Raw genomic sequence first — 26,440 nt, 5'->3', positions numbered from 1 at the left:
GGCAACCTGTCACGGTGAAAGGCGCCGCCAGCATAGGACGGGAACGGGCCGGGCCGGGATTGAAAGTCTCAATCCCTTCAATGCAGCGGGCCGTCGGTGCCCAGGGCCTCGTCCTGCGGGTTCGCCTCGACGTCGTCGTCGCCTTCCTGGAGCAGGTCGTCGAAATCGGTCTTCAGGCCTTGCTCCATGGCGTCCAGCTCGGCCAGCAGGCTGCCGAAGCTGGTCTCACCGCGCTGCGCCGCCTCGTCCTCGGCAGCGGCCAGGTCGGCGCGCGCCTGCAATGCCTCGGGCACCGGCGCCTCCTCGTCGAGCGCCAGTTCTGGCTCGGGCTCCAGCTCGCGCAGGATGGCCAGTGGCGGCAGCTCATCGAGGCTCCTGAGGTTGAAATGGTCGAGGAAGGCGCGGGTGGTGGCGAACATCGCCGGCTTGCCGGGCACGTCGCGGTAGCCGACCACGCGAATCCACTCGCGCTCCTGCAAGGTCTTGACAATCTGGCTGTTGACCGCGACGCCACGGATGTCCTCGATCTCGCCACGGGTGATCGGCTGGCGATAGGCGATCAGCGCCAGGGTCTCCAGCATCGCCCGGGAATAGCGCTGCGGGCGCTCCTCCCACAGGCGGCCCACCCAAGGCGCGAAGCGCTCGCGCACCTGCAGGCGATAGCCGGAGGCGACTTCCTTGAGCTCGAAGCCACGCCCCTCGCAGGACTTGGCGAGCACCGCCAGGGCCTCGCGGAACAGCGCTGGCTCGGGCCGCTCGCCGTCCTCGAACAGCTCGCAGAGGCGCTCCAGCGACAACGGCTTGCCGGCAGCGAGAAGGATCGCCTCGAGCAGCGAGGCCAGTTCCTTGGGATCGGTCAGGTTCATCATTCCACCCTTGCCCGCACGTGGATGGCGGCGAAAGGTTCATTCTGCACCAGCTCGGCGAGGGATTCCTTGATCAGTTCGAGCACCGCCATGAAGGTCACCACCACGCCGAGCCGGCCTTCCTCGGCGCGGAACAGTTCGACGAACGGCACGAAACCGCCGCCCTTGAGGCGCTCCAGCACCTCGCTCATGCGCTCGCGGGTCGACAGCGCCTCGCGGGTCACGTGATGGCTCTCGAACATGTCGGCGCGGCGCAGTACTTCGGCCATCGACACCAGCAACTCCTCCAGGCTGACCTGCGGCAGCAGCTTGCGCGCCCGCGCCTCCGGGGCATCCAGGCGCGGCACCACGATGTCGCGGCCAACCCTCGGCAGTTCGTCGAGATCCTCGGCGGCCTGCTTGTAGCGTTCGTATTCCTGCAAGCGGCGGATCAGCTCGGCGCGCGGGTCCTCCTCTTCCTCCCCGGCTTCCGCCGAGCGCGGCAGCAGCATGCGCGACTTGATCTCGGCGAGCATGGCGGCCATCACCAGGTACTCGGCGGCCAGCTCCAGGCGTACCGACTTCATCAGCTCGACGTAGCCCATGTACTGGCGGGTGATCTCCGCCACCGGGATGTCGAGGATGTCGATGTTCTGCTTGCGGATCAGGTAGAGCAGCAGGTCGAGCGGCCCCTCGAAGGCCTCGAGGAACACTTCCAGGGCATCCGGCGGGATGTACAGGTCGAGCGGCAGCTCGGTGACCGCCTGGCCGTAGACCAGGGCGAACGGCAGCTCCTGCTGGGCACCGGGCTGGCCGGCGGAAGCGTCTTCGGGGGTGCTGTCGTGCATGGAGTCCTCATGCGCCGCTGTTGGGAGGAACCGGTCATTCGCCGGGCGGGTCGAAGCCAATGAGAGCCGCCTCGGCATTCTATATCGAGTGAGTGCAGTGCTGCCGCCGCAGCTCGGAGCATACCTGATCGGCAGATCGAGTCCCCAGGGACCCGAGGGAGAGCCCGATGAAAGCCCTGATGACGATATTCAGCGCATTGCTGCTAATGGCCAGCCTGGCCCAGGTGCCAGCGCAGGCCGCGATGATCTCCACCGGCGAGGTGGTGGCCAGCCAGCAGGAACAGGCCGATCGCGACAAGGTCCGCGAATTCCTTGGCCGCGCCAGCGTGGAAGAACAGATGAAGGTGCTGGGTGTGGATGCGGCGCTGGCCAGGAGCCGTGTCGATGCCTTGACTGCCCAGGAAGTCGCCAGCCTGGCACAGCGCATCGACACACTGCCGGCCGGTGGCGCACTCAGCGGCACGGACGTGATCATCATCCTGCTGGTCGCCATCCTGGTGGTGCTGATCCTCTAGGGATGGAATGCTCCGCGCCCTACGCCAGCTCGGTGAAGGGCGCCGGGTCCCCGCAACCGACGCGGATCACCTCGACCTCGTCATCGACCAGGCCGATCACCGTCGAGGCCTCCAGCCCGCCAAAGCCGCCGTCGATGATCAGGTCGACGTGGTGCTCCAGCACCTGGCGCATTTCGTAGGGATCGCTCATCGGCAGTTGCTCGCCGGGCAGGATCAGGCTGCTGCTGATCAGCGGCTCGTCCAGTTCGGCGAGCAGCGCCTGGGCAATCGGGTGTTCGGGCACGCGCAGGCCGATGGTGCGCCGCTTGGGGTGCAGCAGCATGCGCGGCACTTCGCGGGTGGCATTGAGGATGAAGGTGTAGGGCCCCGGGGTGTAGGCCCTGAGCAGGCGGAAGGCGACGGTGTCGACCTTGGCGAACACGCCCAGTTGCGAGAGGTCGCGGCACACGAGGGTGAAATTGTGCTTGTCGTCCAGCCGGCGCAGGCGGCGGATGCGCTCTACGGCGTTCTTTTCGCCGATCCGGCAGCCTATCGCGTAGGACGAGTCGGTCGGGTAGACGATCACGCCACCGGCCCTGACGATTTCGACAGCCTGCTTGATCAGGCGCGCCTGGGGATTTTCCGGGTGGACCTGGAAGAATTGACTCACGTTGACTCCCTGTTCAGCGTGCAGCAAAAGTGCGGTAGCCATGATCGAAGCGCGTCCAGAGCGGCGGCAGATCATCCGGCAAGGGGCGGTACATGCCCAGCTCAGACCAGTCTCCCGGCGCATGGAAGTCACTGCCGGCACTCGCCAGCAGACCGAATTCCCGCGCCAGAATCGCCAGGCTGCCGACCTGCTCGGCCGGCTGCATACCGTTGACCACCTCCAGCGCGTGACCACCCGCGGCGACGAAATCAGCGACCAGCCTGCGCCGCTTGCTGCGGGTGAAATCGTAATGCCAGGCGTGCGCCAGACTGATCCAGGCGCCCGCCTCTTTCAGCGTAGCAACCGTCTGCTCGAGCGTCGGCCAATGTTGCTTCACATCGCCCAGTTTTCCAGCGCCCAGCCATTTACGGAACGCCTCGGCGCGGTCGCGTACGTGCCCGGCGCGTACCAGGAACTCGGCGAAATGCGGACGTGCCGGCGCGTTGCCGCTGTCGCCCAGTTCCCGCTGGATCGCCCGCGCGCCGAAGAAGGCGCCGGGCATGCCCTTGGCCTCCAGCCGCCGGCCGATCTCCTCGGCGCGCTGCCAGCGGCCGTCGTGCAGGTCGGCCAGCGCCCGGCGCAGGGCCGGCGCGTCGGCGGCGAAGGCATAGCCAAGCACATGGATGGTCGCCCCGCCCCAGGTGCAGGACAGCTCCACGCCGTTGACCAGGCGCATGTCCAGCGCCTTGGCTGCGGCGTGCGCCTCGTCCAGCCCCTCGACGGTATCGTGGTCGGTCAGCGCCAGCAGGCGCACACCGCGTTCATGGGCGCGCGCGACCACCGCGGCGGGCGCCAGGGCGCCGTCCGAGGCGGTGCTGTGACAGTGCAGATCGACGGACATGGGACAGTATTCCGATCAGGGTTGTTTGTTATTATGCCGGCACATCCCGTACCTGGCTGCCACTGTGAAACAATTCATCGATTTCATTCCTCTCATCCTGTTCTTCATCGTCTACAAAATCGATCCTCGCACCATCGAACTGGCCGGCCACAGCCTGCCCTTCGGCGGCATATTCAGTGCCACCGCCGTACTGATCCTCAGCTCGGTGCTGGTCTACGGCGGCATGCTCCTGGTCCAGCGCAGGCTCGACAAGGGCCAGTGGCTGACCCTGGTCGCCTGCCTGGCATTCGGCAGCCTGACCCTGCTGTTCCACAACGAAACCTTCCTCAAGTGGAAGGCCCCCGTGGTGAGCTGGCTGTTCGCCCTCGGTTTCGCCGCCACCCATTTCATCGGCGACAAGCCGCTGATCCAGCGGATGATGGGCCACGCCATCCAGTTGCCGCAGCCGGTCTGGGTACGCCTGAACATCGCCTGGATCGTGTTCTTCCTGGTCAGCGGCGCGGCCAACCTGTTCGTCGCCTTCACCTTCGAGAGCATCTGGGTCGACTTCAAGGTGTTCGGCAGCCTGGGCATGACCCTGCTGTTCCTGATCGGCCAGGGTATCTTCCTGGCCCGCCATATCCACGACGGCGACGCAGAAGCCGTTCCCACCGCCAACAAGAAGGACTGACATGCTTTACGCCATCATTGCCACCGATGTCGCCAACTCCCTGGAAAACCGCCTCGCCGCCCGCCCGGCGCACCTCGCCCGCCTCGAGCAACTGAAGGAAGAAGGCCGCCTGGTCCTGGCTGGCCCGCACCCGGCAGTGGACAGCAACGACCCGGGCGCCGCCGGCTTCACCGGCAGCCTGGTCGTGGCCGAGTTCGAGTCGCTGGAGGCCGCCCAGCGCTGGGCCGAGGCCGATCCCTACCGCGCCGCTGGCGTCTACGGCGAGGTCGTGGTCAAGCCGTTCAAGAAAGTGCTGCCCTGACGAGCACGCTCACGGAGCGTTCCCCCCATTGCGAGAGTCGATGACAACCTGCAGGAAATAGGAGTTCCAATGCGTCAAGGTCCGTTGTCCCTGTTGTTCGCTACCCTGTTGATCGCTCCGTCCCTGATGGCCGAGGAAGCCGTGGCGCCCACCGCCCCGGCCTCCACCGACACGCAGCTCGCCGCCCTGGAGCAGCGCCTGGCGGAAAGCGAGCGCCTGCGCACCGAACTGGCCGACCAGTTGCAGAACCTGAGCGATGGCGGCGAGCGCGACGGCGCGCTGCTGACACGCCTGCGCCAGGAAAACCAGCGGTTGAAACTGCAACTCAACAAGGCCCTGGCCGAGCAACAGCCGCAATGGCTCGACGAGCAGCAACAGTGGTTCGCCGCCGGTGGCGGTGTGGCCCTGCTCGGCGTGCTGTTCGGTTCCCTGTTGCGTGGCCGCCGCAAGGCTCGCCGGGAATGGCTGAATTGAAGCGACCATGAGTGACCTGCTGCTGATCGACGACGACCGCGAGCTGTGCGAGCTGCTGGTCGCCTGGCTGACCCAGGAAGGATTCCACGTCCGCGCCTGCCACGAAGGCGCCTCGGCCCGCGCCGAACTGGCGGCCAACCCGCCGGCGGCGGTGGTCCTCGACGTGATGTTGCCCGACGGCAGCGGACTGGAACTGCTCAAGCAGTTGCGCAACGAACACCCGGAACTGCCGGTGCTGATGTTGTCCGCGCGCGGCGAACCGCTGGACCGCATCATCGGCCTGGAACTCGGCGCCGACGACTATCTGGCCAAGCCCTGCGACCCACGCGAGCTGACCGCCCGCCTGCGCGCCGTGCTGCGCCGCAGCCAGCCGCCGACGGCCTCCGGCCAGTTGGAGGTGGGCGACCTGTGCTTCAGCCCGGCGCGCGGCGTGGCCAATATCGGCGACCATGAAGTGCTGCTCACCCTGTCCGAGGGACGCATCCTCGAAGCGCTGCTGCGCCAGCCCGGCGAGCCGCTGGACAAGCAGGAACTGGCGCAACTGGCACTGGGTCGCAAGCTGACCCTCTACGACCGCAGCCTGGACATGCACGTCAGCAACCTGCGCAAGAAGATCGGCCCGCACCCGGATGGTCGGCCGCGTATTCTGGCATTGCGTAGCCGGGGGTATTACTACGCGCCGTAGCCTGTCGCTACTCGCTATGGGGTTTTCTCGTTTGCGCCAACCTCCGTCCCTCACCCCAGCCCTCTCCCAGGGGGAGAGGGAGCTTTGGACTCCGAGGCATGGCTGTACTCCGAACAGTCCCCTCTCCCTCCGGGAGAGGGTTAGGGTGAGGGGCGGGACCAGAACCTAACCTCAAGCCCAACGTATCTTTACCCTACCTTTACCCATGCCTGACCGCGCTTGACCTTGCCCTCCCTAGACTGGGCTCATCCGGCAACCGGCCGGAATCGAGACAAGGAGATACCCATGCGCAAGACCCTTATCGCTGCCCTCTTCGCCGCCACCCTGCCGGCCATCGCCCTGGCCGCCCCGTTCGGGCACCCCGGCCACCATGGTGGCGACCACGGCCCGCGCGTCTACCGCGACCTGGACCTGAGCAAGGAGCAGCGCCGCGAGATCGGCAAACTGATGGGCGAGCAGATGAAGAGCCATCGCGAGATCACCCAGCGCTACCTCGACAAGCTGCCCGCCAACGAAAAGAAAGCCCTGGAGAACGAACTCCAGGCCAACCGGGACAAGACCCAGAAGGACATCCGCGCCCTGCTGAGCCCGGAACAGCAGAAGCGCTTCGACGAGCACCAGAAGAAAATGGCCGAGAAACGCGCCGAACGCGCCGAGTTCGAAGCCTGGAAGGCCGAAAAGGCCAAGGCCCAGTAACCCCGTTCCATAACCACCGCCCGCCAGGCTCCGGCCTGGCGGGCTTCGTCATATCCAAGGAGCCGCCGTGCGTTCACTGTTCTGGCGCATCTTCGCCAGCTTCTGGCTGGCCATCGCCCTGGTCGCCGGGCTATCGCTGCTGTTCGGCCATGCACTGAACCAGGACGCCTGGATCATCGCCCGCCATCCGGCAATCAAGGAGCTGCCGGACAAGTGGGTCGCGACCTACCGGCAACAAGGCCCCAAGGCGGCGCAACAGATGCTGGAACAACACAAGCGTCGTTTCCGCGTCGACACCCAGGTGCTTGACGACAGCGGCGAACCGCTGGTGCGCGGCACCTTCCCGCCACGTGCCGCTGCGTTCGAGGCCCGCCACCAGGAGCGCCTGCCCTGGCGCCGGCTGACCGCCGAATACAACGGCCCGGACGGCGAGTCCTACCTGTTCATCTACCGGATCCCCTACCCGGAGCTGGCTGCCTGGCACCGCAGCAGCCTGCTCTGGCCGTTCGCCGCCCTGGTCATCGCCCTGGTGGTGCTGACCGTCTTCAGCCTGCTGCTGACCCTGTCCATCACCCGTCCGCTGGACCGCCTGCGCCGCGCCGTGCACGACCTCGGCCGCACCGCCTACCAGCAGAACAGCCTGGAACAACTGTCCCGCCGGCGCGACGAACTGGGCGTGCTGGCCAGCGACTTCAACCGCATGGGCCAGCGCTTGCAGGACCTGATCGGCAGCCAGCGCCAATTGCTGCGCGACGTCTCCCACGAACTGCGCTCTCCCCTGGCCCGCCTGCGCGTCGCCCTGGCGCTGGCCGAACGGGCCTCGCCCAGGGAGCGCGAAGTGCTGTGGCCGCGCCTCGGCCAGGAGTGCGACCGCCTGGAGGCGCTGATCGCCGAGATCCTGGCCCTCGCCCGCCTGGACGCCGAGCCCGGCGCCCGCCAGCCGATCGCCCTGCGCCCACTGCTCGAACAATTGCGCGAGGACGCCCGGCTGATCGCGCCGCAGCAGGAAATCCGCATCGTCGGGGGCGAAGGCATGGAATTGCAGGGCTGGCCGGACATGCTCAGTAGCGCCCTGGACAACCTGCTGCGCAACGCCCTGCGCTTCAGCCCGGAAGGCCAGCCGGTGGACATCGAGGTCGGCAAGGAAGCCGGCTGGCTCTCCATCCGCATTCGCGATCACGGCCCCGGAGTGGCGGCCGAGCACCTGCCCCAGCTCGGCGAACCCTTCTTCCGCGCCCCGCAACAGACCACGCCCGGACACGGCCTCGGCCTGGCCATCGCCCGCCGCGCCATCGAACGGCACGGCGGCAAGCTGCTGCTGGGCAACCATCCCGAAGGGGGCTTCGTCGCCCGGGTGGAATTGCCGGTCTAGGAGGCAGGAGGCCTTTCTGCAGGAGCGCGCGATTAGCGGCAATGCTATTTACTGGGTCCCCGCGTTCGCGGGGATGATGGGGGACGAAACCCCAACGCCAGACTGTCATTCCCCTACGCGGGCCGCCGCTAACGCGGGACGGTGCTTGCACCGAACGGCCTTCAGGGCGGCCCGAAGGGCGAGCGAAGCGAGTAATCCAATGAGCATGACGTCAATAAACATCATGTAGGAGCGAGGGGGACACCTGGTTCCCTGCTCGCGAAGCTTTTGCGTCGCCGCGAATCGCGCGCATGGCGCGCTCCTACAAAAGCCGCCTTTTCGCGGCCTCACCAGTTGCTGACGAAATCCGCCGTCTTCAGCTCCGGTGGGCTGCGCCGTTCGCCTTCGACACTACCCAGGTAGAGGAAGCCGACGATCTGTTCGTTCGCCTCCAGGCCCAGTCCATCGGCGACGAAGCGGTCGTGGGCCATCTCGCCCGTGCGCCAGATGGCGCCGAGTCCTTGGGCATGGGCGGCGAGCAGGATGCCGTGTGCCGCGCAGCCGGCGGACAGCAGTTGCTCGATCTCCGGCACCTTGGGATTGGCCTGTACCCGGGCGATCACCACCACCAGCAAGGGGGCGCGCAGCGGCATGGCGCGGGCCTTGGCCTGGGCTTCCGGGGCCGCCTCGGGGTTCTTGTTCAGCAGCGCCGAGGCGAACAGTTCGCCAAGCCGCTCCCGCCCTTCTCCTTCGACGCAGAGGAAGCGCCAGGGCCGCATGTAGCCGTGGTCCGGGGCCCGCAAGGCGGCGCGGAAGAGGATCTCGCGCTGCTCGGCCGAAGGGGCCGGGGCCTGCAAGCGGGCCAGGGATACGCGGTTGAGCAGAACGTCGAGTGCCTCCATCGGCCACCTCCTGAAACGAACGAAGCAGCCATGATAGCCGACTCGCTCCCTCCGGGAGGCCAACGGAAAGCGGCCGATGCCGCTTGCCTGGCCCACCGGCGCGGCTAGAATGGCGGCCATCCGCCCTAGAGCCACGACTTCATGTCCCTGCCGACGCTGCGCATCATCGGTTTCATCATCGGCATCTTCCTGATCACCCTCGCCGTCAGCATGATCGTGCCGATGGTCACCCTGCTGGCCTTCCACCGCGCCAGCGAGATCAACACCTTCCTCTGGTCGAGCCTGATCACCTTCGTTGCCGGCCTGGCGCTGGTCCTGCCCGGCCGTCCGGAGCACGTCCACCTGCGCCCGCGCGACATGTACATGCTGACCGTCAGCAGTTGGGTGGCGGTGTGCATATTCGCCGCGTTGCCGTTCCTGTTCGCCCGGCACATGAGCTATACGGACTCGTTCTTCGAGAGCATGTCGGGCATCACCGCCACCGGCGCCACCGTGCTCAACGGCCTGGACAGCATGTCGCCGGGCGTGCTGATCTGGCGCTCGATGCTGCACTGGCTGGGCGGCATCGGCTTCATCGGCATGGCGGTGGCGATCCTGCCGATGCTGCGCATCGGCGGCATGCGGCTGTTCCAGACCGAGTCGTCGGACCGCTCGGAAAAGGTCATGCCGCGCTCGCACATGGTCGCCAAGTACATCATCGCCAGCTACGTCGGCATCAGCCTGCTCGCCACCCTGGCCTTCTGGCTGGCCGGGATGAACCTGTTCGATGCCATCAACCACGCCATGTCGGCGATCTCCACCGGCGGCTTCTCGACTTCCGACCAGTCGCTGGCCAAGTGGCAGCAGCCGGCGGTGCACTGGGTCGCGGTGGTGGTGATGATCCTCGGCAGCCTGCCCTTCGTGCTCTACGTGGCGACGCTGCGCGGCAATCGCAAGGCGCTGATCCGCGATGCCCAGGTGCAGGGCCTGTTCGGCCTGCTGCTGGTGACCAGCCTGGCGATGAGCGTCTGGTACTGGCTGAATACCAACCTGTCCTGGCTGGACGCCCTGCGCCACGTGGCGGTCAACGTCACCTCGGTGGTCACCACCACCGGCTTCGCCCTCGGCGACTACAGCCTGTGGGGCAACTTCTCGCTGATGATCTTCTTCTACCTGGGCTTCATCGGCGGCTGCTCCGGCTCGACCGCCGGCGGCATCAAGATCTTCCGCTTCCAGGTGGCGTGGATCCTGCTCAAGGCCAACCTGCAGCAACTGATCCACCCCCGCGCGGTGATCAGCCAGAAGTACAACGGCCATCGCCTGGACGAGGATATCGTCCGCTCGATCCTGGCCTTCTCGTTCTTCTTCACCGTCACCATCGCCACCATCGCCCTGGGCCTGTCGCTGCTCGGCCTGGACTGGATGACCGCGCTGACCGGCGCAGCCGCCACGGTGTCCGGCGTCGGCCCCGGCCTCGGCGAGATGATCGGCCCGGCCGGCAACTACGCCGACCTGCCGAATGCCGCCAAGTGGCTGCTGTGCCTGGGCATGCTGATCGGCCGCCTGGAAATCATCACCGTGCTGGTGCTGTTCATCCCGACCTTCTGGCGGCACTGAGGTTTCGACTCGGTCCCCGCATTCGCGGGGATGACAGGGGACGAAACGTCAACGCCCGACCGTCGTTCCCCTACGCGGGCCGCCGCTAACGCGGGAACCCAATGAACGGATTCGTAGGCTGGGCTTCAGCCCACCGGAAAGTGCTCGAACCTTGCTCGATGGTGGGTTGAAGCCCACCCTACGGGGAGCATCGAGCTACAGCTTGGCGCGGTATTCCCCCGGCGTGGTGTCGAACCAGCGGCGGAAGGCGCGGAAGAAATTGCTCGGATCGGCGAAGCCCAGCAGGTAGGAAATCTCCAGCAGGGTCAGGTTCGGCTGGGCGAGGTACTGGATCGCCAGTTCGCGGCGCGTGTCGTCGAGCAGGTGCTGGAAGCTGGTGCCCTCCTCCTGCAGACGCCGTTGCAGGGTGCGCTGCGACAGGTGCAGGGACTGCGCCACCGCATCGCGCTTGGGTTCGCCCTGGGGCAGCAGGCGGCAGAGCACCTGGCGCACCTGGTGGGTCACCCGGCTGCCGGAGAAACGCGCCAGGTACTCGCCGGCGAAACGGTCGTGGAGTTGCGCCAGCGACTCGTTGGCGCTGGGCAGCGGCAGCTCCAGGTCGGCGCGTTCGAAGATCAGCGCATAGTGCTCGGCGTTGAAACGCAACGGTGCCTGGAACACCTGCCGGTAAGGCGCCAGGTCGGCCGGTGGCTCCCCCTGGAAACGAACCTCGCGCGGCTGCAAGGGCCTGCCGGTCATCCAGCGGCAGAAGGCCAGGGTATAGGCCAGCGACGCTTCGGCGCTCTGCCGCGCCGGCGCCAGGCGGTCGCCGTGGATCGCCAGGATCAGCCCGTAGCCGTCGTCCACCGGACGGAAACTGAGATCGGCGCCCTCGGCGATGATCCGCTGGTAGCGCACCAGGCGGGCGAAGCCCTCCTTCAGGTTGCGGCTGGACATCGCCGCGTAACCGACCACGTGGAAGGACGCCGGACGCACCACGCTGGCCATGTTCAGGCCGATCGCCGGATTGCCGGAAAGCTGCACCGCGCGCTCCCACAGGCGGGTCATGCCGTCCTGCGGAAAACGGGCGTCGGCATCCCCCAGCGCGGCATAGTCCAGCCCCAGTTCGGAGAACAGCGTACGGCAGTCGACACCACCCATTTCCAGGGCGTTGACGATCCCGATGGCCCAACTGGAAGAAGTCGTACGTTCGCTCATGGCGCCTTTTTATCGAGGAGAAGCAGCGGCGGCAAGGATACAAGAGTGGCACGCAATGTCACTGGCCCGGCAAGCCAGCGAATCTAGACTGATAGGACTTCATAAGAACGACAGGAGGTGTGCCATGGGCACGCAAACCGCCGAACGCTTCCAGAGCTTTGCCGATTTCTATCCGTATTACCTGCAGGAACACAGCAACTCCACCTGCCGCCGCCTGCATTACGCCGGCAGCCTGCTGGTGCTGGCCATCCTCGCCTACGCGCTGGTCACCCAGCAGTGGTTGTGGCTGCTGGCGATGCCCTTCGCCGGCTACGGCTTCGCCTGGGTCGGGCACTTCGTGTTCGAGAAGAACAAGCCGGCCACCTTCAAGTACCCGCTGTATTCGCTGATGGGCGACTGGGTGATGCTGAAGGATGCCTTCACGGGCCGCATACGGTTCTAGTGGTTCCCCGCGAACGCGGGGAACCAAAAAACAAAAACAAGAGGATTCCTGATGAACGCTCGCGCCCGATTCACCCACATGGAGGACGGCAGCGCCGAGGACTGGGCCATCATCGCCCAGGACTTCGCCGCCTATGCCAAGCACCTGCCGGACCGCATCCTCACCCACCTGAAACTGCTCGACGGCGACTTCGGCGGTTTCCCGGTCGATCGCCTGACCCACTCGCTGCAGACCGCCACCCGCGCCCACCGCGATGGCCGCGACGAGGAGTACGTGATCTGCGCCCTGCTCCACGACATCGGCGACACCCTGGGCTCGTACAACCACCCGGACATCGCCGCCGCCATCCTCAAGCCTTTCGTCAGCGCGGAGAACCACTGGATGGTGGAGAAGCACGGCATCTTCCAGGGCTACTACTTCTTCCATCACCTGGGCATGGACAGGCGCCTGCGCGAGCAATTCAAGGACCATCCGCAGTACCTGCGCACCGTCGAGTTCTGCGCCCGATACGACGCCGCGGCCTTCGATCCGGACTACGAGAGCCTGCCGCTGGAGTTCTTCGAGCCGATGTTGCGGCGCGTGTTCGCCCAGCCGAAGAACTCGCTGTACAAGGCGGCGATGGAACAGATGTAGGCAAGCGCATCGCGGCGTCCGGTCAGGCCACTTGGCGACCGGGCGCTGGCTGGTTATGATCCCCGGCAGTCAAAATTTTGGCCCATTTTCTTGACGGGCCGGCCAGGCGTTCGCAGAAGCGCCGCCCACAAGGATCAGCCAATCCCGATGAAGCCAGCCAGCGCCACACCGTCCAGCGGTTTGCCCTCCTCGTCGTTGCGCGTGTATTACTCGCGCGTACTGGCGTACCTGACCGTGGCGGCGACCATCGCGGCCGGTACCTACTCGCAGTTCTTCGGCTACGACATCCTCTGGCTGGTGCCCTACGCCCTGCTCTATCCGCACCTGGCCCACCAGATCGGGCTGCACTTCCGCCGCGACTACCCTCACCAGGTACGCATTGGCCTGCTGTTCGTCGACGCCCTGCATGTCGGCGCCTGTGTCGTGCTGATAGGCTTCTCGGTGGTGCCCAGCCTGATGCTGCTGATGCTACTCAGCTTCGCCGCTCTGCTCAGCGGCGGCCTGCGCTACCTCGGCGTTTCACTGCTGACCGCCACCAGCACCACGCTGCTGCTCGGCAGCCTCCTGCATCCCGAGATCAAGGCCAGCGCCCCGCCGCTGGTGTCCTCGGTGTGCATCCTGTTCAGCACCCTGTGCATCGCCATCACCGCCTACTACATGCGCCAGCAGGGCCAGCACCTGGCCCAGGCGCGCATCGAGATCAAGCAGGAACAGGAAAAGGCCGCGCGGCTGGCGCGCAACCTGGCCAAGTACCTGTCCCCGCAGGTCTGGGAAATGATCTTCAGCGGCAAGAAGCACGTGCGCCTGGAAACCCAACGCAAGAAGCTCTCGGTGTTCTTCTCCGACATCAAGGGCTTCACCGAGCTGTCCGAGGAGCTGGAAGCCGAGGCGCTGACCGACCTGCTCAACAACTACCTGAACGAAATGTCGAAGATCGCCCTCAAGCACGGCGGCACCATCGACAAGTTCGTCGGCGACAGCGTCATGGTGTTCTTCGGCGACCCCACCAGCCAGGGTGCCAAGAAGGACGCGGTGAACGCCGTGTCCATGGCCATCGCCATGCGCAAGCACATGAAGGTGCTGCGCCAGCAGTGGCGCGCCCAGGGCATCACCAAGCCGCTGGAGATCCGCATGGGGATCAACACCGGCTACTGCACGGTGGGCAACTTCGGCGCCGACACACGCATGGACTACACCATCATCGGCCGCGAAGTGAACCTCGCCAGCCGCCTGGAAAGCGCTTCCGAAGCCGGCGAAATCCTCATTTCCCACGAGACCTATTCGCTGGTGAAGGACGTGATCATGTGCCGCGACAAGGGCCAGATCACCGTCAAGGGCTTCACACGCCCGGTGCAGATCTACCACGTGGTGGACTTCCGCCGCGACCTGGGCGCCACCTCCAGCTACGTCGAGCACGAGTTGCCGGGCTTCTCCATGTACCTGGACACCAACGGCGTGCAGAACTACGACAAGGAACGGGTCATCCAGGCCCTCAACCAGGCGGCCGAGAAGCTGCGGGACAAGATCATCCTCTGAACCTGCCGAAGCGTCAGGCGGTTGCCGGGGACCATCGTGCGGGGACCTGGTTGGTGCGCGCGGCGCACCCTACAAAAGCGTTCATGGCGTCTGTATGAGCGGTAGCGTGCCGGCGGCCGGCGCGCCGTCCAGCAATGGCTGGCAGGCCAGGAACTCCACTGCCGAAGCGCGCCAGGAACGCTGCGCGGCCAGTTCGGCGCAGCGCTTGCGATCCAGCGCCAACGCCTGCAGGCAGGCCCGCCGCAGATCCTCGTCCAGCACGCCGGTGACACCCGGAGTCAGCACGTCCAGGGGCCCCGGCACCGGCAGGGCCGCCACCGGCGTGCCGCAGGCCAGCGCTTCGAGCATCACCAGTCCATAGGTGTCGGTGCGCGACGGAAACACCAGCACGCTGGCCGCCGCATAGGCCTCGGCCAGCGCCTCGCCATGCCGATAGCCGAGGAATTCCACCAGCGGATAGCGCGCCTGCAACTCGGCGCGCGACGGCCCGTCGCCGATCACCCGCTTGGTGCCGGGCAGATCGAGGTCGAGGAAGGCTTCCAGGTTCTTTTCCGGCGCGATCCGCCCCACGTAGAGGAACACCGGCCTTTCCACGCCGGTACGCGGGCGCGGCCGGAACAGGTACGAGTCGACGCCCTTGCGCCACACGCGCAGATTGCCCATGCCCCAGGCGGAGAACTCGTCGCACAGCCGCTGGGTGCTCAGCAGCACCGCCTGGCTCGGCCGGTGAAAGGCCCGCAGGTAGGCATAGCCCCAGCTCAGCGGCAACCAGGGCCAGCGCCCGTGCAGGTATTCGGGGAAGCGCGTGTGGATCGCGCTGGAGAACGCCAGCCCGCGCCGGACCAGCCAGCGCCGCGCCGCCCAGCCGAGCGGACCCTCGGTGGCCAGGTGCACGCAATCCGGACGGAACGTGCGGATCGCCCTGCCGACCCGCCAGAGATTCCAGGCCAGGGGGATTTCCGGATAGGTCGGACAAGGCCAGCTACGGAACGCCCGCGGCTCCAGCACCTCGACCTGATGACCGAGTTCGCGCAACTCGCCGACCAGCGCCTGCAGGCTGGTCACCACGCCATTGACCTGCGGCAGCCAGGCATCGCTGACGATCAGTATCCTCATGCCGCCGACTCGAGCGAGACCGCCTCGCGGCTTTCCCGCTGCGCCTGGTCCTCCGCCAGCCGGTACAGCTCGATAGTGCCGTCGAGGTGCTCGATCAGCGCCGTGCAGGACTCCACCCAATCGCCGCAGTTGAGGTATTCCACCTCGCCGACACGACGAATCTCGGCATGGTGGATGTGCCCGCAGACCACGCCGTCGAGCCCGCGCTTGACGCACTCGTGGGCGATCGCTTCCTCGAAGTCGCTGATGAAGTTCACCGCCGTCTTGACCCGATGCTTGAGGTAGGCCGACAGCGACCAGTAGCCATAGCCCCAGCGCCGCCGCCAGTGGTTCAGCCAGCGGTTGAGGGTCAGGGTCAGTTCGTAGGCCGAGTCGCCGAGGAACGCCAGCCACTTGTGGTAGCGGGTGATCACGTCGAACTGGTCGCCATGGATCACCAGCAGCCGGCGGCCGTCGGCTGTGTGGTGCACGGCCTCGTCGACCAGTTGGATGTTGCCGAGCAGCAGGCTCGAATAGCCGCGCAGGAACTCGTCGTGGTTACCGGTGACGTAGATCACCTGGGTGCCGCGCTTGCTCATGGTCAGCAGGCGGCGGATCACGTTGGTGTGGGCCTGCGGCCAGAAGATGCCGCTGCGCAGCCGCCAGCCGTCGATGATGTCGCCGACCAGGTAGATGCGGTCGGTCTGGTAGCGCTTGAGGAAGGCCGCCAGGTGCTCGGCCTGGCAGTCCCGCGTCCCCAGGTGCAGATCGGAAATCCACAAGGTGCGGACGCGCTGCTTGCGGCCGGGTTTGACGAATTCGGCGCTGGTCATGGGGCGGTCTCCGGCGGTTTTCGCCGAGCTTGCCGTTACGTGGTGAAACGACCATGACCGGGAGGCGACAGTCCCATGACAATGGACCGTCCGTTCCATTGGCTTACCCCAGTGGCGTTATTGCGCGACAGCCATTCGATAAAAGCGCCGGAGGCTGTAAAGCTGGACGAGAAACGCCCGTTTCCCTCGCAGCTCGGGGCGCTTGTCGTTCAGCCTCCGGCCTTCCAGCGCTGTTTTCCACGCTTCGAGCGCATGACGCGATCGCCCGCTGGACTCCCGCTTCTCTCTGGCCAGACGCCGAACGGGCTCTTAGACTGCCGGCAGCCGAGGAGCCCGCCATGCACCCCATCCTGACCCTGCGCCATTACAGCCACGACCAGATCGCCCATAGCCACGAGCACGCCCAACTGGTGTTCGGCCTGCGCGGCCAGCTCGATTTCGAGATGGACGGGCACGGCAGCCGGGTGCTGCGCCACAGCCTCGCGGTGATCCCCTCGGCGACCCATCACGCCTGCGACAGCCGGGGCGGCAGCCATTGCCTGGTACTCGACGTGCCCGGCGAAGACTGGCTGTGCGACAACCTCGGCATGCACCTCGACAACGGCCGGCGCCTGCTCGAACGAGCGGCCACCTGCGACCTCGGCCCGGCGCAGAAGCAACTGGTCGACTGGCTGGCCGCCAGCCCGCTCGACGACCCGGTGATCGCCCGCCAGGGCGCCGCCCTGCTGCTGGCCAGCCTGACCAGCGAGCAGCGTGCCGCCGAACCGTCCTCGCACCTGCCGCTGGCGGCGCTGGATACGCACATCGACCGCCACGCCGCCCATCCGCTGCAGGTCGCCGACCTGGCACGCCTGGCCGGGCTGTCCACCGCGCGCTTCCATGCCCGCTTCCTCGCCGAGACCGGGCAGACGCCGATGGACTACGTGCGCCAGCGCCGCCTGCGCCTGGGCATGCGCCTGCTGCGCGAGACCCGCCTGGCGGTCGGCGAGGTCGCCAGCCAGGTCGGCTACGCCTCGCAGAGCGCCTTCACCGCCGCCCTCGCCCGCCACTGTGGCGCCACCCCGCGCGCGTTGCGCCGCGAGGCTCGCGACAAAATCCGCTAGCCCGGCGACAGACGCCCCGCCGCGCAGAGCCTAGACTGCCGGCGAGCCCGTCCACTGCCAGGAGAGCCCATGGACCACATCGAATGGGAAGATTTCCAGCGCGTCGAATTGCGCGTTGGTACCATCCTGCGAGCCTATCCCAACGAGAAGGCGATCAAGCCGGCCTACGTGCTGGAGGTCGACCTCGGGGAGCATGGCATCAGGACTTCCAGCGCACAGATCACCGAACACTATGCGGCCGACGCGCTGACCGGCCGCCAGGTGCTCTGCGTGTGCAATTTCGCACCCAAGCGGATCGCCGGCATACGCTCCGAAGTGCTGGTGACCGGCGTCTACGACGCCGACGGCAAGGTGGTCCTGGCCGGCTTCGACAAGCCGCTGCCCAATGGCGCCCGACTCGCTTGAACGACAAGGACATGTTGTAACCGATGAACCATCGCAATGCCCTTCTGGCCATCCATCTCGGCGCCCTCCTGTTCGGCCTGACCGGCGTGCTCGGCAAACTGGCGCAGACCTCGCCGCTGATGATCACCTTCGGCCGCGCCCTGTTCGCGGTGGTCGCCCTGGCCCTGTTCGCGCGGCTGGTCGGCTCCAGCGGCCTGCGCCCGACACCCCGCCAGCGCCTGCTGCTGATCCTCGGCGGCCTGCTGCTGGGCGCGCACTGGCTGACCTTCTTCCACGCGGTGAAGGTTTCCGGGGTGGCGATCGCCACGCTCGGCTTCGCCAGCTTCCCGGCCTTCACCCTGGTCCTGGAAGGCCTGCTGTTCCGCGAGCGCCTGCACTGGCAGGAATACCTCGTGGTCGCCCTGGTCTGCCTCGGCCTGGTTCTGGTCACACCGCACTTCGAACTGGCCAGCGAGGCCACCATCGGCCTGCTCTGGGCGATCCTCTCGGGTCTGCTGTTCTCGCTGCTGTCGCTGCTCAACCGGGCCAGCACCCGTGGGTTGGACTCGGTGCAAGCGGCGCTGTGGCAGAACCTGGCGATCGCCGTCTGCCTGGCCGCCCTAGCCTGGCCGGTGCTGCCGACGGTGAGCGCCATGGACTGGTTGTGGATCGCCGTGCTGGGGATCTTCTGCACCGGCCTGTCGCACAGCCTGTTCGTCGCCAGCCTGAAGGTCCTGAAGGCGCGCAGCACCTCGGTGATCCTCGCCCTCGAACCGGTCTACGGCATCAGCATCGCCTGGCTGCTTTTCAACGAAGAGCCGACCCTGCGCATGCTCGCCGGCGGTGCGCTGATCATCTTCGCCATCGTCGTGTCGGCGCGACTGGGGACGGCCAAGGCGTAGTTTCAGGGACTTGGGTAGGGTGGAAAACCGCGGAGCGTTTTCCACCGAGAAGCTACGGCTGCTCCAGCAACCACCGGCAATAGCGCTCGACACCCTGTTTCACGCGCAGGAACGGCTGGTGATAGCCAGCCTCGCGCAGCAGCTCGATGTCGGCTTGCGTATAGCTCTGGTACTTGCCGTGCAGGGCATCGGGGAATTCGCCGTATTCCAGCAGGCCCTGGGCGACCATCGCCTCGCGGTCCAGCGGCGGCTGGTCGTCCTGGGCGCGCAGGGCGTTGACCATGCTCACCGCCACGTCGTTGAACGTCTGCGCCACGCCGCTGCCGAGGTTGAAGATGCCTGAACGCTGCGGCTGGTCGAAGAAGTGCAGGTTGACCCTGGCCACGTCCTCCACCGAGACGAAGTCGCGGCAGTGCTCGCCGCCCGCATAGCCGTCGTAGGCACCGAACAGGCGGACCTTGCCGTGCTCGCGGAACTGCCGGAAGCAATGGAAGGCCACCGAGGCCATGCGCCCCTTGTGCTGCTCGCGCGGACCATAGACGTTGAAGTAGCGCAGGCCGACGACCTGGCTGCGCGCATGGGGCAGCAGGCGGCGCACGCGCTGGTCGAAGAGGAACTTCGAATAGCCGTAGATGTTCAGCGGCCGCTCCAGCTCGCGGCTCTCGCGGAACACCCGGCCACTGCCGTAGACGGCCGCCGAAGAGGCATACAGAAACGGCACGCCGAGCGCCTGGCAGGCATCCAGCAGTTCGCAGCCATAGCGGTAGTTGTTGTCCATCATGAAGCGACCGTCGCCCTCCAGGGTGCTGGAGCAGGCACCCTGGTGGAATACCGCGCGCAGCACGCCGAAGTTGCCGCGGGCGAAGCGGTCGAGGAAATCACGCTTGTCCAGGTAGTCGCTGATCTCGCAGTCGACCAGGTTGCGAAACTTGTCGCCTTCGGTGAGATCGTCCACCGCGACGATGTCGGTCTCACCGCGCTCGTTGAGCGCCTTGACGAGGTTGCTGCCGATGAAGCCGGCGGCACCGGTAACGATGATGCTCATGGCCCGTCCCGAAAGATTCACAGGCCAGCCACGCTACTCCGTATCCCCTCGCGCCTCTTGATCCAAGGCAAAAGCTGACCGGTCGATCAATCCGTTCGTCGGTCGTTGTGGCCGAGGTCGCGTTCCGGGTCGATGAGGTCGCGTACCCGCTGCTTGAGCACCTTGGCCTCGGGGAATCCGCCATCGGCCTTGCGCTCCCAGACCTGCACGCCGTCGCAGGTGATGCGGAACACCCCGCCGGTACCCGGCTCCAGGCTGACCTTGCCGAGGTCGCCGGCGAAGGTGGAAAGCAGTTCCTGGGCCAGCCAGGCGGCGCGCAGCAGCCATTGGCACTGGGTGCAGTAGGTGATGACTATTTCCGGCTTGGGCATGGCGGGCGGCTCTGGCAAGGAAGGCGGAGGCCTATAATAGCGCCGCCCGACGTTCCCGCTCGCCCAAGGAAGAAGCGCCATGCGCCGCCTGCTCTGCCTGCTCCTGATGATCCTCCCCCTCTTCGCGATGGCCGAGGAAACCCGCCCCAAGGTCGGCCTGGTGCTGTCCGGTGGCGCGGCGCGCGGCCTGGCGCACATCGGCGTGCTCAAGGCCCTGGAGGAACAGGGCATCCAGGTCGATGCCATCTCCGGCACCAGCATGGGCGCGGTGATCGGCGGGCTGTACGCTTCGGGCTACCGGGCCGAGGAGCTGGAAAAGCTCGCCCTGGGCATCGACTGGCAGCAGGCGCTGTCCGACGCCCCGCCACGCACCGACATCCCGTTCCGCCGCAAGCAGGACGACCGTGACTTCCTGGTCAAGCAGAAGATCAGCTTCCGCGACGACGGCAGCCTCGGCCTGCCGCTCGGGGTGATCCAGGGCCAGAACCTCAACCTGCTGCTGGAAAGCCTGCTGGTGCACACCAGCGACATCCGCAACTTCGACCGCCTGGGCATTCCCTTCCGCGCGGTGGCCACCGACATCTCCAGCGGCGACAAGGTGGTATTCCGAAGCGGCCACTTGCCGCAGGCGATCCGCGCCAGCATGTCGATCCCGGCGGTCTTCGCCCCGACAGAAGTGGATGGCCGCCTGCTGGTGGACGGCGGCATGGTCGACAACATCCCCATCGACGTCGCTCGCGAGATGGGCGTCGACCGGATCATCGCGGTCGACATCGGCACGCCCCTGCAATCGCGCCGCGACCTGAAGACGGTGCTCAACGTGCTCAACCAGTCGATCACCTTGATGACCCGCAGCAACTCCGAAGCCCAGCTCGCCACCCTGCGGACCGACGACATCCTCATCCAGCCGCCGCTGGCCGGCTACTCCGGCACCGACTTCGGCCGCGCGCAGGAGATGATCGACGCCGGCTACCGTGCCACCCAGATCCTCGCCCAGCGCCTGGCGGAACTACGCCCCACCGCCCCGCCGGCCGAACTGAGCGCCGCCCGTTCTCCCGGCGCACGCACCCCGGTGATCACCGAGATCCGCGTGGAGAACAACTCCAAGGTCAGCGACGAAACCATTCGCCGCTACATCCGCCAGCCGCTCGGCGAACCGCTCGACCTCGACCGCCTGCAGGACGACATGGGCACCCTCTATGGCCTCGACTACTTCGAGCAGGTGCAGTACCGGGTGGCCCACCAGGCTGACGGCAGCGCCCTGGTGATCAACGCGCGCGGCAAGCGCGCCGGCACCGACTACCTGCGCGTGGGCCTCAACCTGTCCGACGACATGCAGGGCGAAAGCGTGTTCAACATCGGCGCCAGCTACCGGGTCAACGGCATCAACCGGCTCGGCGCGGAATGGCTGACCCGACTGCAACTGGGCGACCACCAGGAGCTGTACAGCGAGTTCTACCAGCCGCTGGACGCCGGCTCGCGCTATTTCGTGGCGCCCTACCTGTTCGGCGAAGCGCGGAACGTCGACCTCATCATCGACAACGACCCCTTCGCCAAGTACCGCCTGGAGCGCTATGGCTACGGCCTGAACATCGGCCGGCAGATCGCCAACAACGGCGAGATCCGCTTCGGCATCGGCCAGAACTGGGGCGAGGCCGACGTGAACATCGGCCCGCCCGAGATGCCGAGCTTCAGCTTCACCGAAGGCTTCTACCAGTTGCAGTACTCCTTCGACACCCTGGACAACATCAACTTCCCGCACGCCGGCGAAGACATCTCGATCGACCTGCGCAACTACGACCGCTCGCTCGGCTCGGACAGCGACTACCGGCAATGGGAACTGAACCTGAACAAGGCGCTGAGCCACGGCCCGAACAGTTGGGTGATCGGCGGCCGCTACGGGCGCACGGTGGACGACGTCGAGGTGGTCACCTCGAGCTTCGAGCTGGGCGGCGCGCTGCAACTGTCCGGCTACCGGCAGGACGCGCTGCCCGGACAGAACATCAGCCTGGCACGGGTGATCTATTACCGCCGGCTGACCCCGCAGAGCTTCCTGCCGCTGGACTTCCCGCTGTACTTCGGCGGCAGCCTGGAGCGCGGCCGCGCCTGGAACAACGACAACGAATTCGACAGCGGCTACATCAACGCCGCCAGCCTGTTCTTCGCCTTCGATACCCCGCTCGGCCCGCTCAACTTCAGCTACGGCCTGAACGACGAGCACGAGCAGGCGCTATACCTGAACCTGGGGCAAACGTTCTAGGCGTCCCCCTCGCTCCTACAAGGGTTCCGGGCTGCCCAACAAAAACGCCGTGCGGTCTCCCGCACGGCGTTTCAGGCCCGCGAACCCGGTCAGGCGATTCGTGCCAGCAACGCCCGCGCCTCGCGCTGCTCCTCCGGGCTGCCGTCGCTGATCACCTCGTTGAGGATGCCGCAGGCGCTGTGCACGTTGCCCTGCTCGATATAGGCCATGGCCAGGTTGAGCTTGATCACATTGGCCCGCTCGCCGGCCAGGTGGGCGAGATCGTCGCTGGCGCGCAGGGACTGCTCCAGTTCCGGGTCGTCGAACACGTCGAGGAACTCTTCGTCGAGGGTTTCGTCCAGCGGCGCCGAATCGACCACCAGCGGCTCGTCGAAACCACCGAAGGCCGTGCCATCGTCGGCCAGTTCCTGGACTTCCGGCAGCACGTCGAGGTTGGAGCGGAAGTCCGCATCGAGCACTTCCGGAGCGCTCTCCGGGGCACGCGCGGGTTTGCCGCCGGCCTTGAACGGGCTGACCAGGTCCCAGTCGGCGTCCAGCGTCAGGTCGTCGAGGTTCAACTGGAAATCGTCGTCGACCGGCACGGCGGACTCGTCGTCCAGCTCGCCCAGTTCCACGCCAAGCCCCTCTTCCGGCTCAGCCACGACCTCCTCCGCCGGCTCGTTGTCGGCCAGTTCGGGATAACGGGCCTTGATCGGCTCGACCAGCTCGGCGGCAACGCCCAGCCCGGCCAGCACGGCGAGCTGACGGGTGAAGCCGCCGGCATCGCCCACCAGCCCCAGCACGTCGAGCAGGCGCAGTTGCACATCGCTGCGCTGCGGCTGGCGGTGCGCCAGCTTGCGCAGGATGCTCAACGCCGCGCCATGGCGACCGTAGGCGAGGTACAACTCGGCACCGTCCAGGTCGTCCCCCGGCGTGGTCATCGAACGCACTGGCTGCGCCTCGGCGGCGACGGCGGCCGGGGCTTCCTTCGCGACGGGTTCCGGCGCGGCGGCAGCGGCTGCCTCCTGCGGGCGCTCGCGCCGATTGCGACGGACCAGGAGGAACAGCAAGGCCCCCAGCAGCAGTGCCAACAGGCCACCTTGCCAGGCGAAGTTGAACCAGCCGCGCGAATCGCTTTCCTCTGGAGCCGACGCCGGGGCGGCGGCGCTGTCGGACGCCGGGGTTTTCGCCGCGGACGCGACGGCCGGCGACACGCCTGGCTCGGTCTGCGCCAGGCGTTCCTGCAGGTCGGCGATCTGCTGGTCCTTGCCACGCAGTTGCTGTTCCAGGCTGTCCAGCTTGAGCTGCAGATCGGCGATGCCCTGCTGCAACTGCAGTTTCTCGCTGGCCTGCGCATTCAGCTCGGCTTCCAGCCGCAACTGGGCGTCGTTCAGTTGTTGCAGGCTCAATGTCTCTTCAGCGGCTGGAACGGCGGGAGTCGTGGGCTCCTCGCTCGCCTGCGCCACGGCGGCGGCCGGCGCGGCCTGTTCCGGCAACGCGCTGGCATCCGGCAGGCGCAAGGTCGCGCCGGCGATCAGCCGGTGGCTGTCGCCACCGACGAAGGCATTCGGGTTGAGGGCGTGGATACCCTGCATCAGTTGCGAAAGCGACAGCGGGCCGCCCGGCGCATGCACGCGGCGGGCGATGCTCCACAGGCTGTCGCCGCGCTGCACCTGGTACTGCTTGCCCAGCTCGGCGGCGGGCGGAGCGACGCGCGGCGGCGGGCTGGCCATGCTGTCCGCCGCCTGGCTCGCGCGCGGCGTCATCGGCTGCTGCGCGGCGACGGCCTGGTAGGCGGCCGACTCCGGCGGATCGAGCAGCAGGGTGTATTCGCGCAGCAGGCTGCCGCCGGGGCGGACCACTTCGACGATGAAATTCAGGTAAGGCTCGCGCACCGGCCGGTTGGACACCACGCGAATCACGCTGCCACGACCGTTCAGGATCGGAGCGAAGCGCAGGTCGTTGAGGAAGGCGAAGCGCTCGACGCCGGCGCGCTGGTAGACCTCCGGCGAAGCGAGGCGGACGATCACCTCGTAGCTGTCGAGGTCACCGGGTTCGAGTAGCTGGATTTCCGCGTCGAGCGGCTGGTTCAGCGCCGAGCGCAGGCTGATGTCGCCCAGGCCGAGGGCCGGCGCCAGGCCGGAATACAGCATGGCGCCCGACGCGAGCGTAAAGAGAATCGGGTGAACCCGAGCCATGTGACCTCCCCGGTATTCCGGCTCGAACATCACGACCGCCCTTCCCGCAGCAGTCCCTTGGCGGTCGGAAGTGATGTCTGAAACCTGTGGCGGGAACCGTCCTGTTACCCGGCTAATGACTGAGTATGGATGCGTATTGCGGTTTTGCCGCACCTAAAGGCAGTGTGCCATCATCCAGACGAGAGCCATGATACGCGGTTTATCGGCAGGCTAGTCAATAAAATGACTACCCGCTCGTCGCCGCACCGCTGCGGCGATTAAAGGTCAGTGATTTGACGTCAACTCAACGACGTTCGAGATTGCAGAGAATCTGCGCGTGCACCCGCAGGCAGCAGTCCAGGTCGTCCGCGTCGATGCCGGAGAACAGCTCCTCGCGCAGTTGAGTGGAGATGGTTTCGATCTGGTCGATCAGCGGCTTGGCCTTGGGCCGCAGGCTGATCTTCTTCGCCCGGCGGTCTTCCTCCACCGCCAGGCGGCTGACCAGGCCCTGGGCTTCCAGGCTGTCGAGCAGGCGGGCGAGCGTCGGGCCTTCGACGCCGACACTCTGGGCGAGCTCCCGCTGGGTGGGCGGCGCAGCGAAGCGCGATAGATGCAGCAGCACCAACCAACGGGCCTGGGACAGGCCGAGGCCGACCAGGCGACGGTCGAGCTCGGCGCGCCAGGCGCGCGACAACTGGGACAACTGCATGGCGAAGCGGTGTTTATCGAGCTGGTGGGTCGTCATACGGTAGTTCTTGTTCGAAGCAGGTAACCACGGCTAATTATTAGGCAACTAACCATAAACCTCGCCTCGCAGGCAAGCGCCAGCAACCAGATGCGATGTTTCGACGCATTGCAGGGGATCGCGCCCAGGTCAGGCCACCACCTGGTTGCGGCCGAACGCCTTGGCCTCGTACAACGCGCGGTCGGCGTGGGCGTAGAGCTGCGCGAACTCGCCGTCTTCGCTCGGCGTCACGCAGGCCACGCCGATGGACAGGGTGACCACATCGGCGGTATCCGAGCGCGCGTGTTCGATCTTCAGCCCGGCCAGCGCCGCCCGCAGTTCCTCGGCGCGCTGTAGCGCCTGTTCCCCGGTGATGTCGTAGAGCAGCACGGCGAATTCCTCGCCGCCCAGGCGCACCGCCATGTCCAGCGGCCGCCGGGCGGCATCGCCGAATACCGAGCCGGCGCGGCGCAGCACGGCGTCGCCGGCCTGGTGGCCGTAATGGTCGTTGTAGGCCTTGAAGTGGTCGATATCGCAGAGCAGCAGCGCCAACGGCAGGTTCTCGCGCTGCGCCTGGCGCCACAGACGCTCGAGCTGGCGGTCGAAGCTGCGCCGGTTGTGCAGGCCGGTGAGGCTGTCGTGGTCGGCCAGCACGCGCATCAGGCGGCTGACCAGGAAGTGCTCGCGCGACTTGTACTCCAGCAGGTAGCAGCCGACCAGGCCCATCAGGTTGCCGAACAGCAGGAACAGCACGTTGTTGATCAGCCGCGGAATCGCCAGCCCGGCGAGCAGTTCGAAGACGACGTAGCCGAGCAGCACCACCAGCGAGCTGGCCAGCGCCTCGGACAGCCGCAGGCCGGCCAGGAAGTAGGCGGCCATGCAGACCAGCAGCAGGCCTTCGTACGGATAGCCGGGGTCCACCGTGTGCCCCACCGCCACCACGGCGGCGGCGCCCAGCCCGGGGACCACGATGCAGGTAAGGCTGAGCGGGGTCAGCAGGTGGAGGTGGCTCTGCCGGCGGACCAGCAGCAACAGCCCGCAGACCAGCAGCAACCCCAGCACCAGCAGGCGGATGGCGAGCATCCACCAGCGTTCACTGCTGGCCACCAGCAGGAAGTCCAGGGCGGCGAACGCCAGCCACACCAGGACGCCCGCGCACAGCGCGATACGCCTGAGTTCGAAGGTGTCTTCACGCATGTGCTCGCGGTATTCGCGCTCCAGGGAACGGACGAAGCGCAGGCGGCGGAAGCCGATGGCGAGCTGGTCGGCATAGAGATTGGGACGGACGTCGTCCAGCCAGGCTTGGTGTGTTGTCACGCTTACCTCTTCTAGTGGAGGCCTTGTGAC

General features: G+C 66.7%; 28 protein-coding genes. 15 read left to right on the top strand and 13 right to left on the bottom strand.

The window, feature by feature from the left end; genetic code table 11:
* Positions 1–77 precede the first annotated feature (77 nt).
* Both scpB and PSEWESI4_RS20070 read right to left on the bottom strand, forming a co-directional pair.
* Complete coding sequence (scpB, locus tag PSEWESI4_RS20075) at positions 78–866, bottom strand: SMC-Scp complex subunit ScpB (protein ID WP_187673000.1); 789 nt, start codon at positions 864–866, stop codon at positions 78–80.
* Positions 866–1,693, bottom strand: a complete 828-nt coding sequence (locus tag PSEWESI4_RS20070) for a segregation and condensation protein A (RefSeq protein ID WP_456243225.1) — start codon at positions 1,691–1,693, stop codon at positions 866–868. Before PSEWESI4_RS20070 ends, scpB begins: the two co-directional genes overlap by 1 nt.
* Positions 1,694–1,860: 167 nt before the next feature.
* Between PSEWESI4_RS20070 and PSEWESI4_RS20065 the strand changes: the two genes are divergently transcribed.
* The gene (locus tag PSEWESI4_RS20065; protein WP_187672999.1) at positions 1,861–2,208 is read left to right on the top strand and encodes a PA2779 family protein; all 348 of its coding nucleotides are present in this window, start codon (positions 1,861–1,863) and stop codon (positions 2,206–2,208) included.
* A gap of 19 nt (positions 2,209–2,227) precedes the next feature.
* On the opposite strand, the gene PSEWESI4_RS20060 is transcribed toward PSEWESI4_RS20065, so the two are convergent.
* Both PSEWESI4_RS20060 and PSEWESI4_RS20055 read right to left on the bottom strand, forming a co-directional pair.
* A complete protein-coding gene (locus PSEWESI4_RS20060; protein ID WP_187672998.1) occupies positions 2,228–2,857 on the bottom strand; it encodes an L-threonylcarbamoyladenylate synthase in 630 nt (209 codons plus the stop codon).
* Positions 2,858–2,870: 13 nt separating this feature from the next.
* On the bottom strand, positions 2,871–3,737 hold the full coding sequence (locus PSEWESI4_RS20055; RefSeq protein WP_187672997.1) for a PHP domain-containing protein: 867 nt from the start codon (positions 3,735–3,737) through the stop codon (positions 2,871–2,873).
* A gap of 64 nt (positions 3,738–3,801) precedes the next feature.
* Between PSEWESI4_RS20055 and PSEWESI4_RS20050 the strand changes: the two genes are divergently transcribed.
* The 6 genes from PSEWESI4_RS20050 to PSEWESI4_RS20025 all read left to right on the top strand — a co-directional run bounded on the left by PSEWESI4_RS20050 (position 3,802) and on the right by PSEWESI4_RS20025 (position 7,935).
* A complete protein-coding gene (locus PSEWESI4_RS20050; protein ID WP_187672996.1) occupies positions 3,802–4,407 on the top strand; it encodes a septation protein A in 606 nt (201 codons plus the stop codon).
* A gap of 1 nt (position 4,408) precedes the next feature.
* Positions 4,409–4,708, top strand: a complete 300-nt coding sequence (locus tag PSEWESI4_RS20045; RefSeq protein ID WP_187672995.1) for a YciI family protein — start codon at positions 4,409–4,411, stop codon at positions 4,706–4,708.
* Positions 4,709–4,777: 69 nt separating this feature from the next.
* The gene (locus PSEWESI4_RS20040; RefSeq protein WP_187672994.1) at positions 4,778–5,182 is read left to right on the top strand and encodes a hypothetical protein; all 405 of its coding nucleotides are present in this window, start codon (positions 4,778–4,780) and stop codon (positions 5,180–5,182) included.
* A 7-nt stretch (positions 5,183–5,189) separates the two neighbouring features.
* A complete protein-coding gene (locus PSEWESI4_RS20035; RefSeq protein WP_187672993.1) occupies positions 5,190–5,867 on the top strand; it encodes a response regulator transcription factor in 678 nt (225 codons plus the stop codon).
* A 285-nt stretch (positions 5,868–6,152) separates the two neighbouring features.
* Complete coding sequence (locus PSEWESI4_RS20030) at positions 6,153–6,563, top strand: Spy/CpxP family protein refolding chaperone (protein WP_187672992.1); 411 nt, start codon at positions 6,153–6,155, stop codon at positions 6,561–6,563.
* A 67-nt stretch (positions 6,564–6,630) separates the two neighbouring features.
* A complete protein-coding gene (locus tag PSEWESI4_RS20025; RefSeq protein WP_187672991.1) occupies positions 6,631–7,935 on the top strand; it encodes a sensor histidine kinase in 1,305 nt (434 codons plus the stop codon).
* A gap of 326 nt (positions 7,936–8,261) precedes the next feature.
* On the opposite strand, the gene PSEWESI4_RS20020 is transcribed toward PSEWESI4_RS20025, so the two are convergent.
* Positions 8,262–8,816: an NAD(P)H nitroreductase gene (locus PSEWESI4_RS20020; protein ID WP_187672990.1), complete on the bottom strand. Its 555-nt coding sequence runs from the start codon at positions 8,814–8,816 to the stop codon at positions 8,262–8,264.
* Positions 8,817–8,957: 141 nt separating this feature from the next.
* Here PSEWESI4_RS20020 and PSEWESI4_RS20015 point away from each other — a divergent pair, with 141 nt between their 5' ends.
* Positions 8,958–10,412, top strand: coding sequence for a TrkH family potassium uptake protein (locus PSEWESI4_RS20015; protein WP_187672989.1), 1,455 nt, complete (start codon positions 8,958–8,960; stop codon positions 10,410–10,412).
* Positions 10,413–10,607: 195 nt separating this feature from the next.
* On the opposite strand, the gene PSEWESI4_RS20010 is transcribed toward PSEWESI4_RS20015, so the two are convergent.
* Positions 10,608–11,609 carry an AraC family transcriptional regulator gene (locus PSEWESI4_RS20010; protein ID WP_187672988.1) on the bottom strand — a complete coding sequence of 334 codons (1,002 nt, stop codon included), beginning with the start codon at positions 11,607–11,609 and terminating at the stop codon, positions 10,608–10,610.
* A gap of 124 nt (positions 11,610–11,733) precedes the next feature.
* On the opposite strand from PSEWESI4_RS20010, the gene PSEWESI4_RS20005 reads away from it, so the two are divergent.
* From PSEWESI4_RS20005 to PSEWESI4_RS19995, 3 genes are all read left to right on the top strand, one after another.
* Entirely contained in the window at positions 11,734–12,051 is a 318-nt protein-coding gene (locus PSEWESI4_RS20005) for an Mpo1-like protein (RefSeq protein WP_187672987.1), read from the top strand.
* Between the two features lie 51 nt (positions 12,052–12,102).
* Complete coding sequence (locus PSEWESI4_RS20000) at positions 12,103–12,684, top strand: HD domain-containing protein (RefSeq protein ID WP_187672986.1); 582 nt, start codon at positions 12,103–12,105, stop codon at positions 12,682–12,684.
* Positions 12,685–12,831: 147 nt separating this feature from the next.
* Positions 12,832–14,220 carry an adenylate/guanylate cyclase domain-containing protein gene (locus PSEWESI4_RS19995; RefSeq protein WP_187672985.1) on the top strand — a complete coding sequence of 463 codons (1,389 nt, stop codon included), beginning with the start codon at positions 12,832–12,834 and terminating at the stop codon, positions 14,218–14,220.
* Between the two features lie 81 nt (positions 14,221–14,301).
* On the opposite strand, the gene PSEWESI4_RS19990 is transcribed toward PSEWESI4_RS19995, so the two are convergent.
* Together PSEWESI4_RS19990 and PSEWESI4_RS19985 are read right to left on the bottom strand one after the other, a co-directional pair.
* Positions 14,302–15,336 carry a glycosyltransferase family 4 protein gene (locus tag PSEWESI4_RS19990; protein WP_187672984.1) on the bottom strand — a complete coding sequence of 345 codons (1,035 nt, stop codon included), beginning with the start codon at positions 15,334–15,336 and terminating at the stop codon, positions 14,302–14,304.
* A complete protein-coding gene (locus PSEWESI4_RS19985) occupies positions 15,333–16,148 on the bottom strand; it encodes a UDP-2,3-diacylglucosamine diphosphatase (RefSeq protein WP_187672983.1) in 816 nt (271 codons plus the stop codon). Before PSEWESI4_RS19985 ends, PSEWESI4_RS19990 begins: the two co-directional genes overlap by 4 nt.
* A 338-nt stretch (positions 16,149–16,486) precedes the next feature.
* Here PSEWESI4_RS19985 and PSEWESI4_RS19980 point away from each other — a divergent pair, with 338 nt between their 5' ends.
* The 3 genes from PSEWESI4_RS19980 (at position 16,487) to PSEWESI4_RS19970 (ending at position 18,537) form a co-directional block, all read left to right on the top strand.
* Positions 16,487–17,251 (top strand): helix-turn-helix domain-containing protein, encoded by a 765-nt coding sequence (locus tag PSEWESI4_RS19980; protein WP_187672982.1) that lies wholly within the window; start codon positions 16,487–16,489, stop codon positions 17,249–17,251.
* 69 nt (positions 17,252–17,320) lie between these two features.
* Positions 17,321–17,656, top strand: a complete 336-nt coding sequence (locus PSEWESI4_RS19975) for a tRNA-binding protein (protein WP_187672981.1) — start codon at positions 17,321–17,323, stop codon at positions 17,654–17,656.
* Positions 17,657–17,679: 23 nt separating this feature from the next.
* Complete coding sequence (locus tag PSEWESI4_RS19970; RefSeq protein WP_187672980.1) at positions 17,680–18,537, top strand: DMT family transporter; 858 nt, start codon at positions 17,680–17,682, stop codon at positions 18,535–18,537.
* Between the two features lie 52 nt (positions 18,538–18,589).
* On the opposite strand, the gene rfaD is transcribed toward PSEWESI4_RS19970, so the two are convergent.
* Both rfaD and PSEWESI4_RS19960 read right to left on the bottom strand, forming a co-directional pair.
* A complete protein-coding gene (gene rfaD / locus PSEWESI4_RS19965) occupies positions 18,590–19,582 on the bottom strand; it encodes an ADP-glyceromanno-heptose 6-epimerase (protein WP_187672979.1) in 993 nt (330 codons plus the stop codon).
* 86 nt (positions 19,583–19,668) lie between these two features.
* Positions 19,669–19,953, bottom strand: a complete 285-nt coding sequence (locus PSEWESI4_RS19960) for a SelT/SelW/SelH family protein (RefSeq protein ID WP_187672978.1) — start codon at positions 19,951–19,953, stop codon at positions 19,669–19,671.
* A 79-nt stretch (positions 19,954–20,032) separates the two neighbouring features.
* On the opposite strand from PSEWESI4_RS19960, the gene PSEWESI4_RS19955 reads away from it, so the two are divergent.
* Entirely contained in the window at positions 20,033–22,213 is a 2,181-nt protein-coding gene (locus tag PSEWESI4_RS19955; protein WP_187672977.1) for a patatin-like phospholipase family protein, read from the top strand.
* Positions 22,214–22,302: 89 nt separating this feature from the next.
* On the opposite strand, the gene PSEWESI4_RS19950 is transcribed toward PSEWESI4_RS19955, so the two are convergent.
* From PSEWESI4_RS19950 to PSEWESI4_RS19940, 3 genes are all read right to left on the bottom strand, one after another.
* The gene (locus PSEWESI4_RS19950; protein ID WP_187672976.1) at positions 22,303–24,390 is read right to left on the bottom strand and encodes a FimV/HubP family polar landmark protein; all 2,088 of its coding nucleotides are present in this window, start codon (positions 24,388–24,390) and stop codon (positions 22,303–22,305) included.
* A gap of 283 nt (positions 24,391–24,673) precedes the next feature.
* Positions 24,674–25,114, bottom strand: coding sequence for a MarR family transcriptional regulator (locus tag PSEWESI4_RS19945; protein ID WP_187672975.1), 441 nt, complete (start codon positions 25,112–25,114; stop codon positions 24,674–24,676).
* Between the two features lie 129 nt (positions 25,115–25,243).
* Entirely contained in the window at positions 25,244–26,410 is a 1,167-nt protein-coding gene (locus PSEWESI4_RS19940; protein WP_187672974.1) for a GGDEF domain-containing protein, read from the bottom strand.
* Between the last annotated feature and the right edge of the window lie 30 nt (positions 26,411–26,440).

Origin of the sequence: Zestomonas carbonaria, assembly GCF_904061905.1 — a bacterium.
Taxonomy (GTDB): Bacteria; Pseudomonadota; Gammaproteobacteria; order Pseudomonadales; family Pseudomonadaceae; genus Aquipseudomonas; species Aquipseudomonas carbonaria.
The sequence above is the reverse complement of the archived record's forward strand: the minus strand, read 5'-3'. Positions and strand labels throughout refer to the sequence as shown.

Bases quoted from the DNA above. Each gene is read 5' to 3' on its own strand.
- PSEWESI4_RS19970 (WP_187672980.1), top strand. From the start codon at position 17,680: ATGAACCATCGCAATGCCCTTCTGGCCATCCATCTCGGCGCCCTCCTG.
- PSEWESI4_RS20035 (WP_187672993.1), top strand. From the start codon at position 5,190: ATGAGTGACCTGCTGCTGATCGACGACGACCGCGAGCTGTGCGAGCTG.
- PSEWESI4_RS19960 (WP_187672978.1), bottom strand. From the start codon at position 19,953: ATGCCCAAGCCGGAAATAGTCATCACCTACTGCACCCAGTGCCAATGG.
- PSEWESI4_RS19950 (WP_187672976.1), bottom strand. From the start codon at position 24,390: ATGGCTCGGGTTCACCCGATTCTCTTTACGCTCGCGTCGGGCGCCATG.
- PSEWESI4_RS20010 (WP_187672988.1), bottom strand. From the start codon at position 11,609: ATGAGCGAACGTACGACTTCTTCCAGTTGGGCCATCGGGATCGTCAAC.
- PSEWESI4_RS19975 (WP_187672981.1), top strand. From the start codon at position 17,321: ATGGACCACATCGAATGGGAAGATTTCCAGCGCGTCGAATTGCGCGTT.
- PSEWESI4_RS19985 (WP_187672983.1), bottom strand. From the start codon at position 16,148: ATGACCAGCGCCGAATTCGTCAAACCCGGCCGCAAGCAGCGCGTCCGC.
- PSEWESI4_RS20020 (WP_187672990.1), bottom strand. From the start codon at position 8,816: ATGGAGGCACTCGACGTTCTGCTCAACCGCGTATCCCTGGCCCGCTTG.
- scpB (WP_187673000.1), bottom strand. From the start codon at position 866: ATGAACCTGACCGATCCCAAGGAACTGGCCTCGCTGCTCGAGGCGATC.
- PSEWESI4_RS20005 (WP_187672987.1), top strand. From the start codon at position 11,734: ATGGGCACGCAAACCGCCGAACGCTTCCAGAGCTTTGCCGATTTCTAT.
- PSEWESI4_RS20000 (WP_187672986.1), top strand. From the start codon at position 12,103: ATGAACGCTCGCGCCCGATTCACCCACATGGAGGACGGCAGCGCCGAG.
- PSEWESI4_RS19955 (WP_187672977.1), top strand. From the start codon at position 20,033: ATGCGCCGCCTGCTCTGCCTGCTCCTGATGATCCTCCCCCTCTTCGCG.
- PSEWESI4_RS20030 (WP_187672992.1), top strand. From the start codon at position 6,153: ATGCGCAAGACCCTTATCGCTGCCCTCTTCGCCGCCACCCTGCCGGCC.
- PSEWESI4_RS20045 (WP_187672995.1), top strand. From the start codon at position 4,409: ATGCTTTACGCCATCATTGCCACCGATGTCGCCAACTCCCTGGAAAAC.
- PSEWESI4_RS20065 (WP_187672999.1), top strand. From the start codon at position 1,861: ATGAAAGCCCTGATGACGATATTCAGCGCATTGCTGCTAATGGCCAGC.
- PSEWESI4_RS19980 (WP_187672982.1), top strand. From the start codon at position 16,487: ATGCACCCCATCCTGACCCTGCGCCATTACAGCCACGACCAGATCGCC.
- rfaD (WP_187672979.1), bottom strand. From the start codon at position 19,582: ATGAGCATCATCGTTACCGGTGCCGCCGGCTTCATCGGCAGCAACCTC.
- PSEWESI4_RS20070 (WP_456243225.1), bottom strand. From the start codon at position 1,693: ATGCACGACAGCACCCCCGAAGACGCTTCCGCCGGCCAGCCCGGTGCC.
- PSEWESI4_RS20040 (WP_187672994.1), top strand. From the start codon at position 4,778: ATGCGTCAAGGTCCGTTGTCCCTGTTGTTCGCTACCCTGTTGATCGCT.
- PSEWESI4_RS20055 (WP_187672997.1), bottom strand. From the start codon at position 3,737: ATGTCCGTCGATCTGCACTGTCACAGCACCGCCTCGGACGGCGCCCTG.
- PSEWESI4_RS19995 (WP_187672985.1), top strand. From the start codon at position 12,832: ATGAAGCCAGCCAGCGCCACACCGTCCAGCGGTTTGCCCTCCTCGTCG.
- PSEWESI4_RS19990 (WP_187672984.1), bottom strand. From the start codon at position 15,336: ATGAGGATACTGATCGTCAGCGATGCCTGGCTGCCGCAGGTCAATGGC.
- PSEWESI4_RS19945 (WP_187672975.1), bottom strand. From the start codon at position 25,114: ATGACGACCCACCAGCTCGATAAACACCGCTTCGCCATGCAGTTGTCC.
- PSEWESI4_RS20015 (WP_187672989.1), top strand. From the start codon at position 8,958: ATGTCCCTGCCGACGCTGCGCATCATCGGTTTCATCATCGGCATCTTC.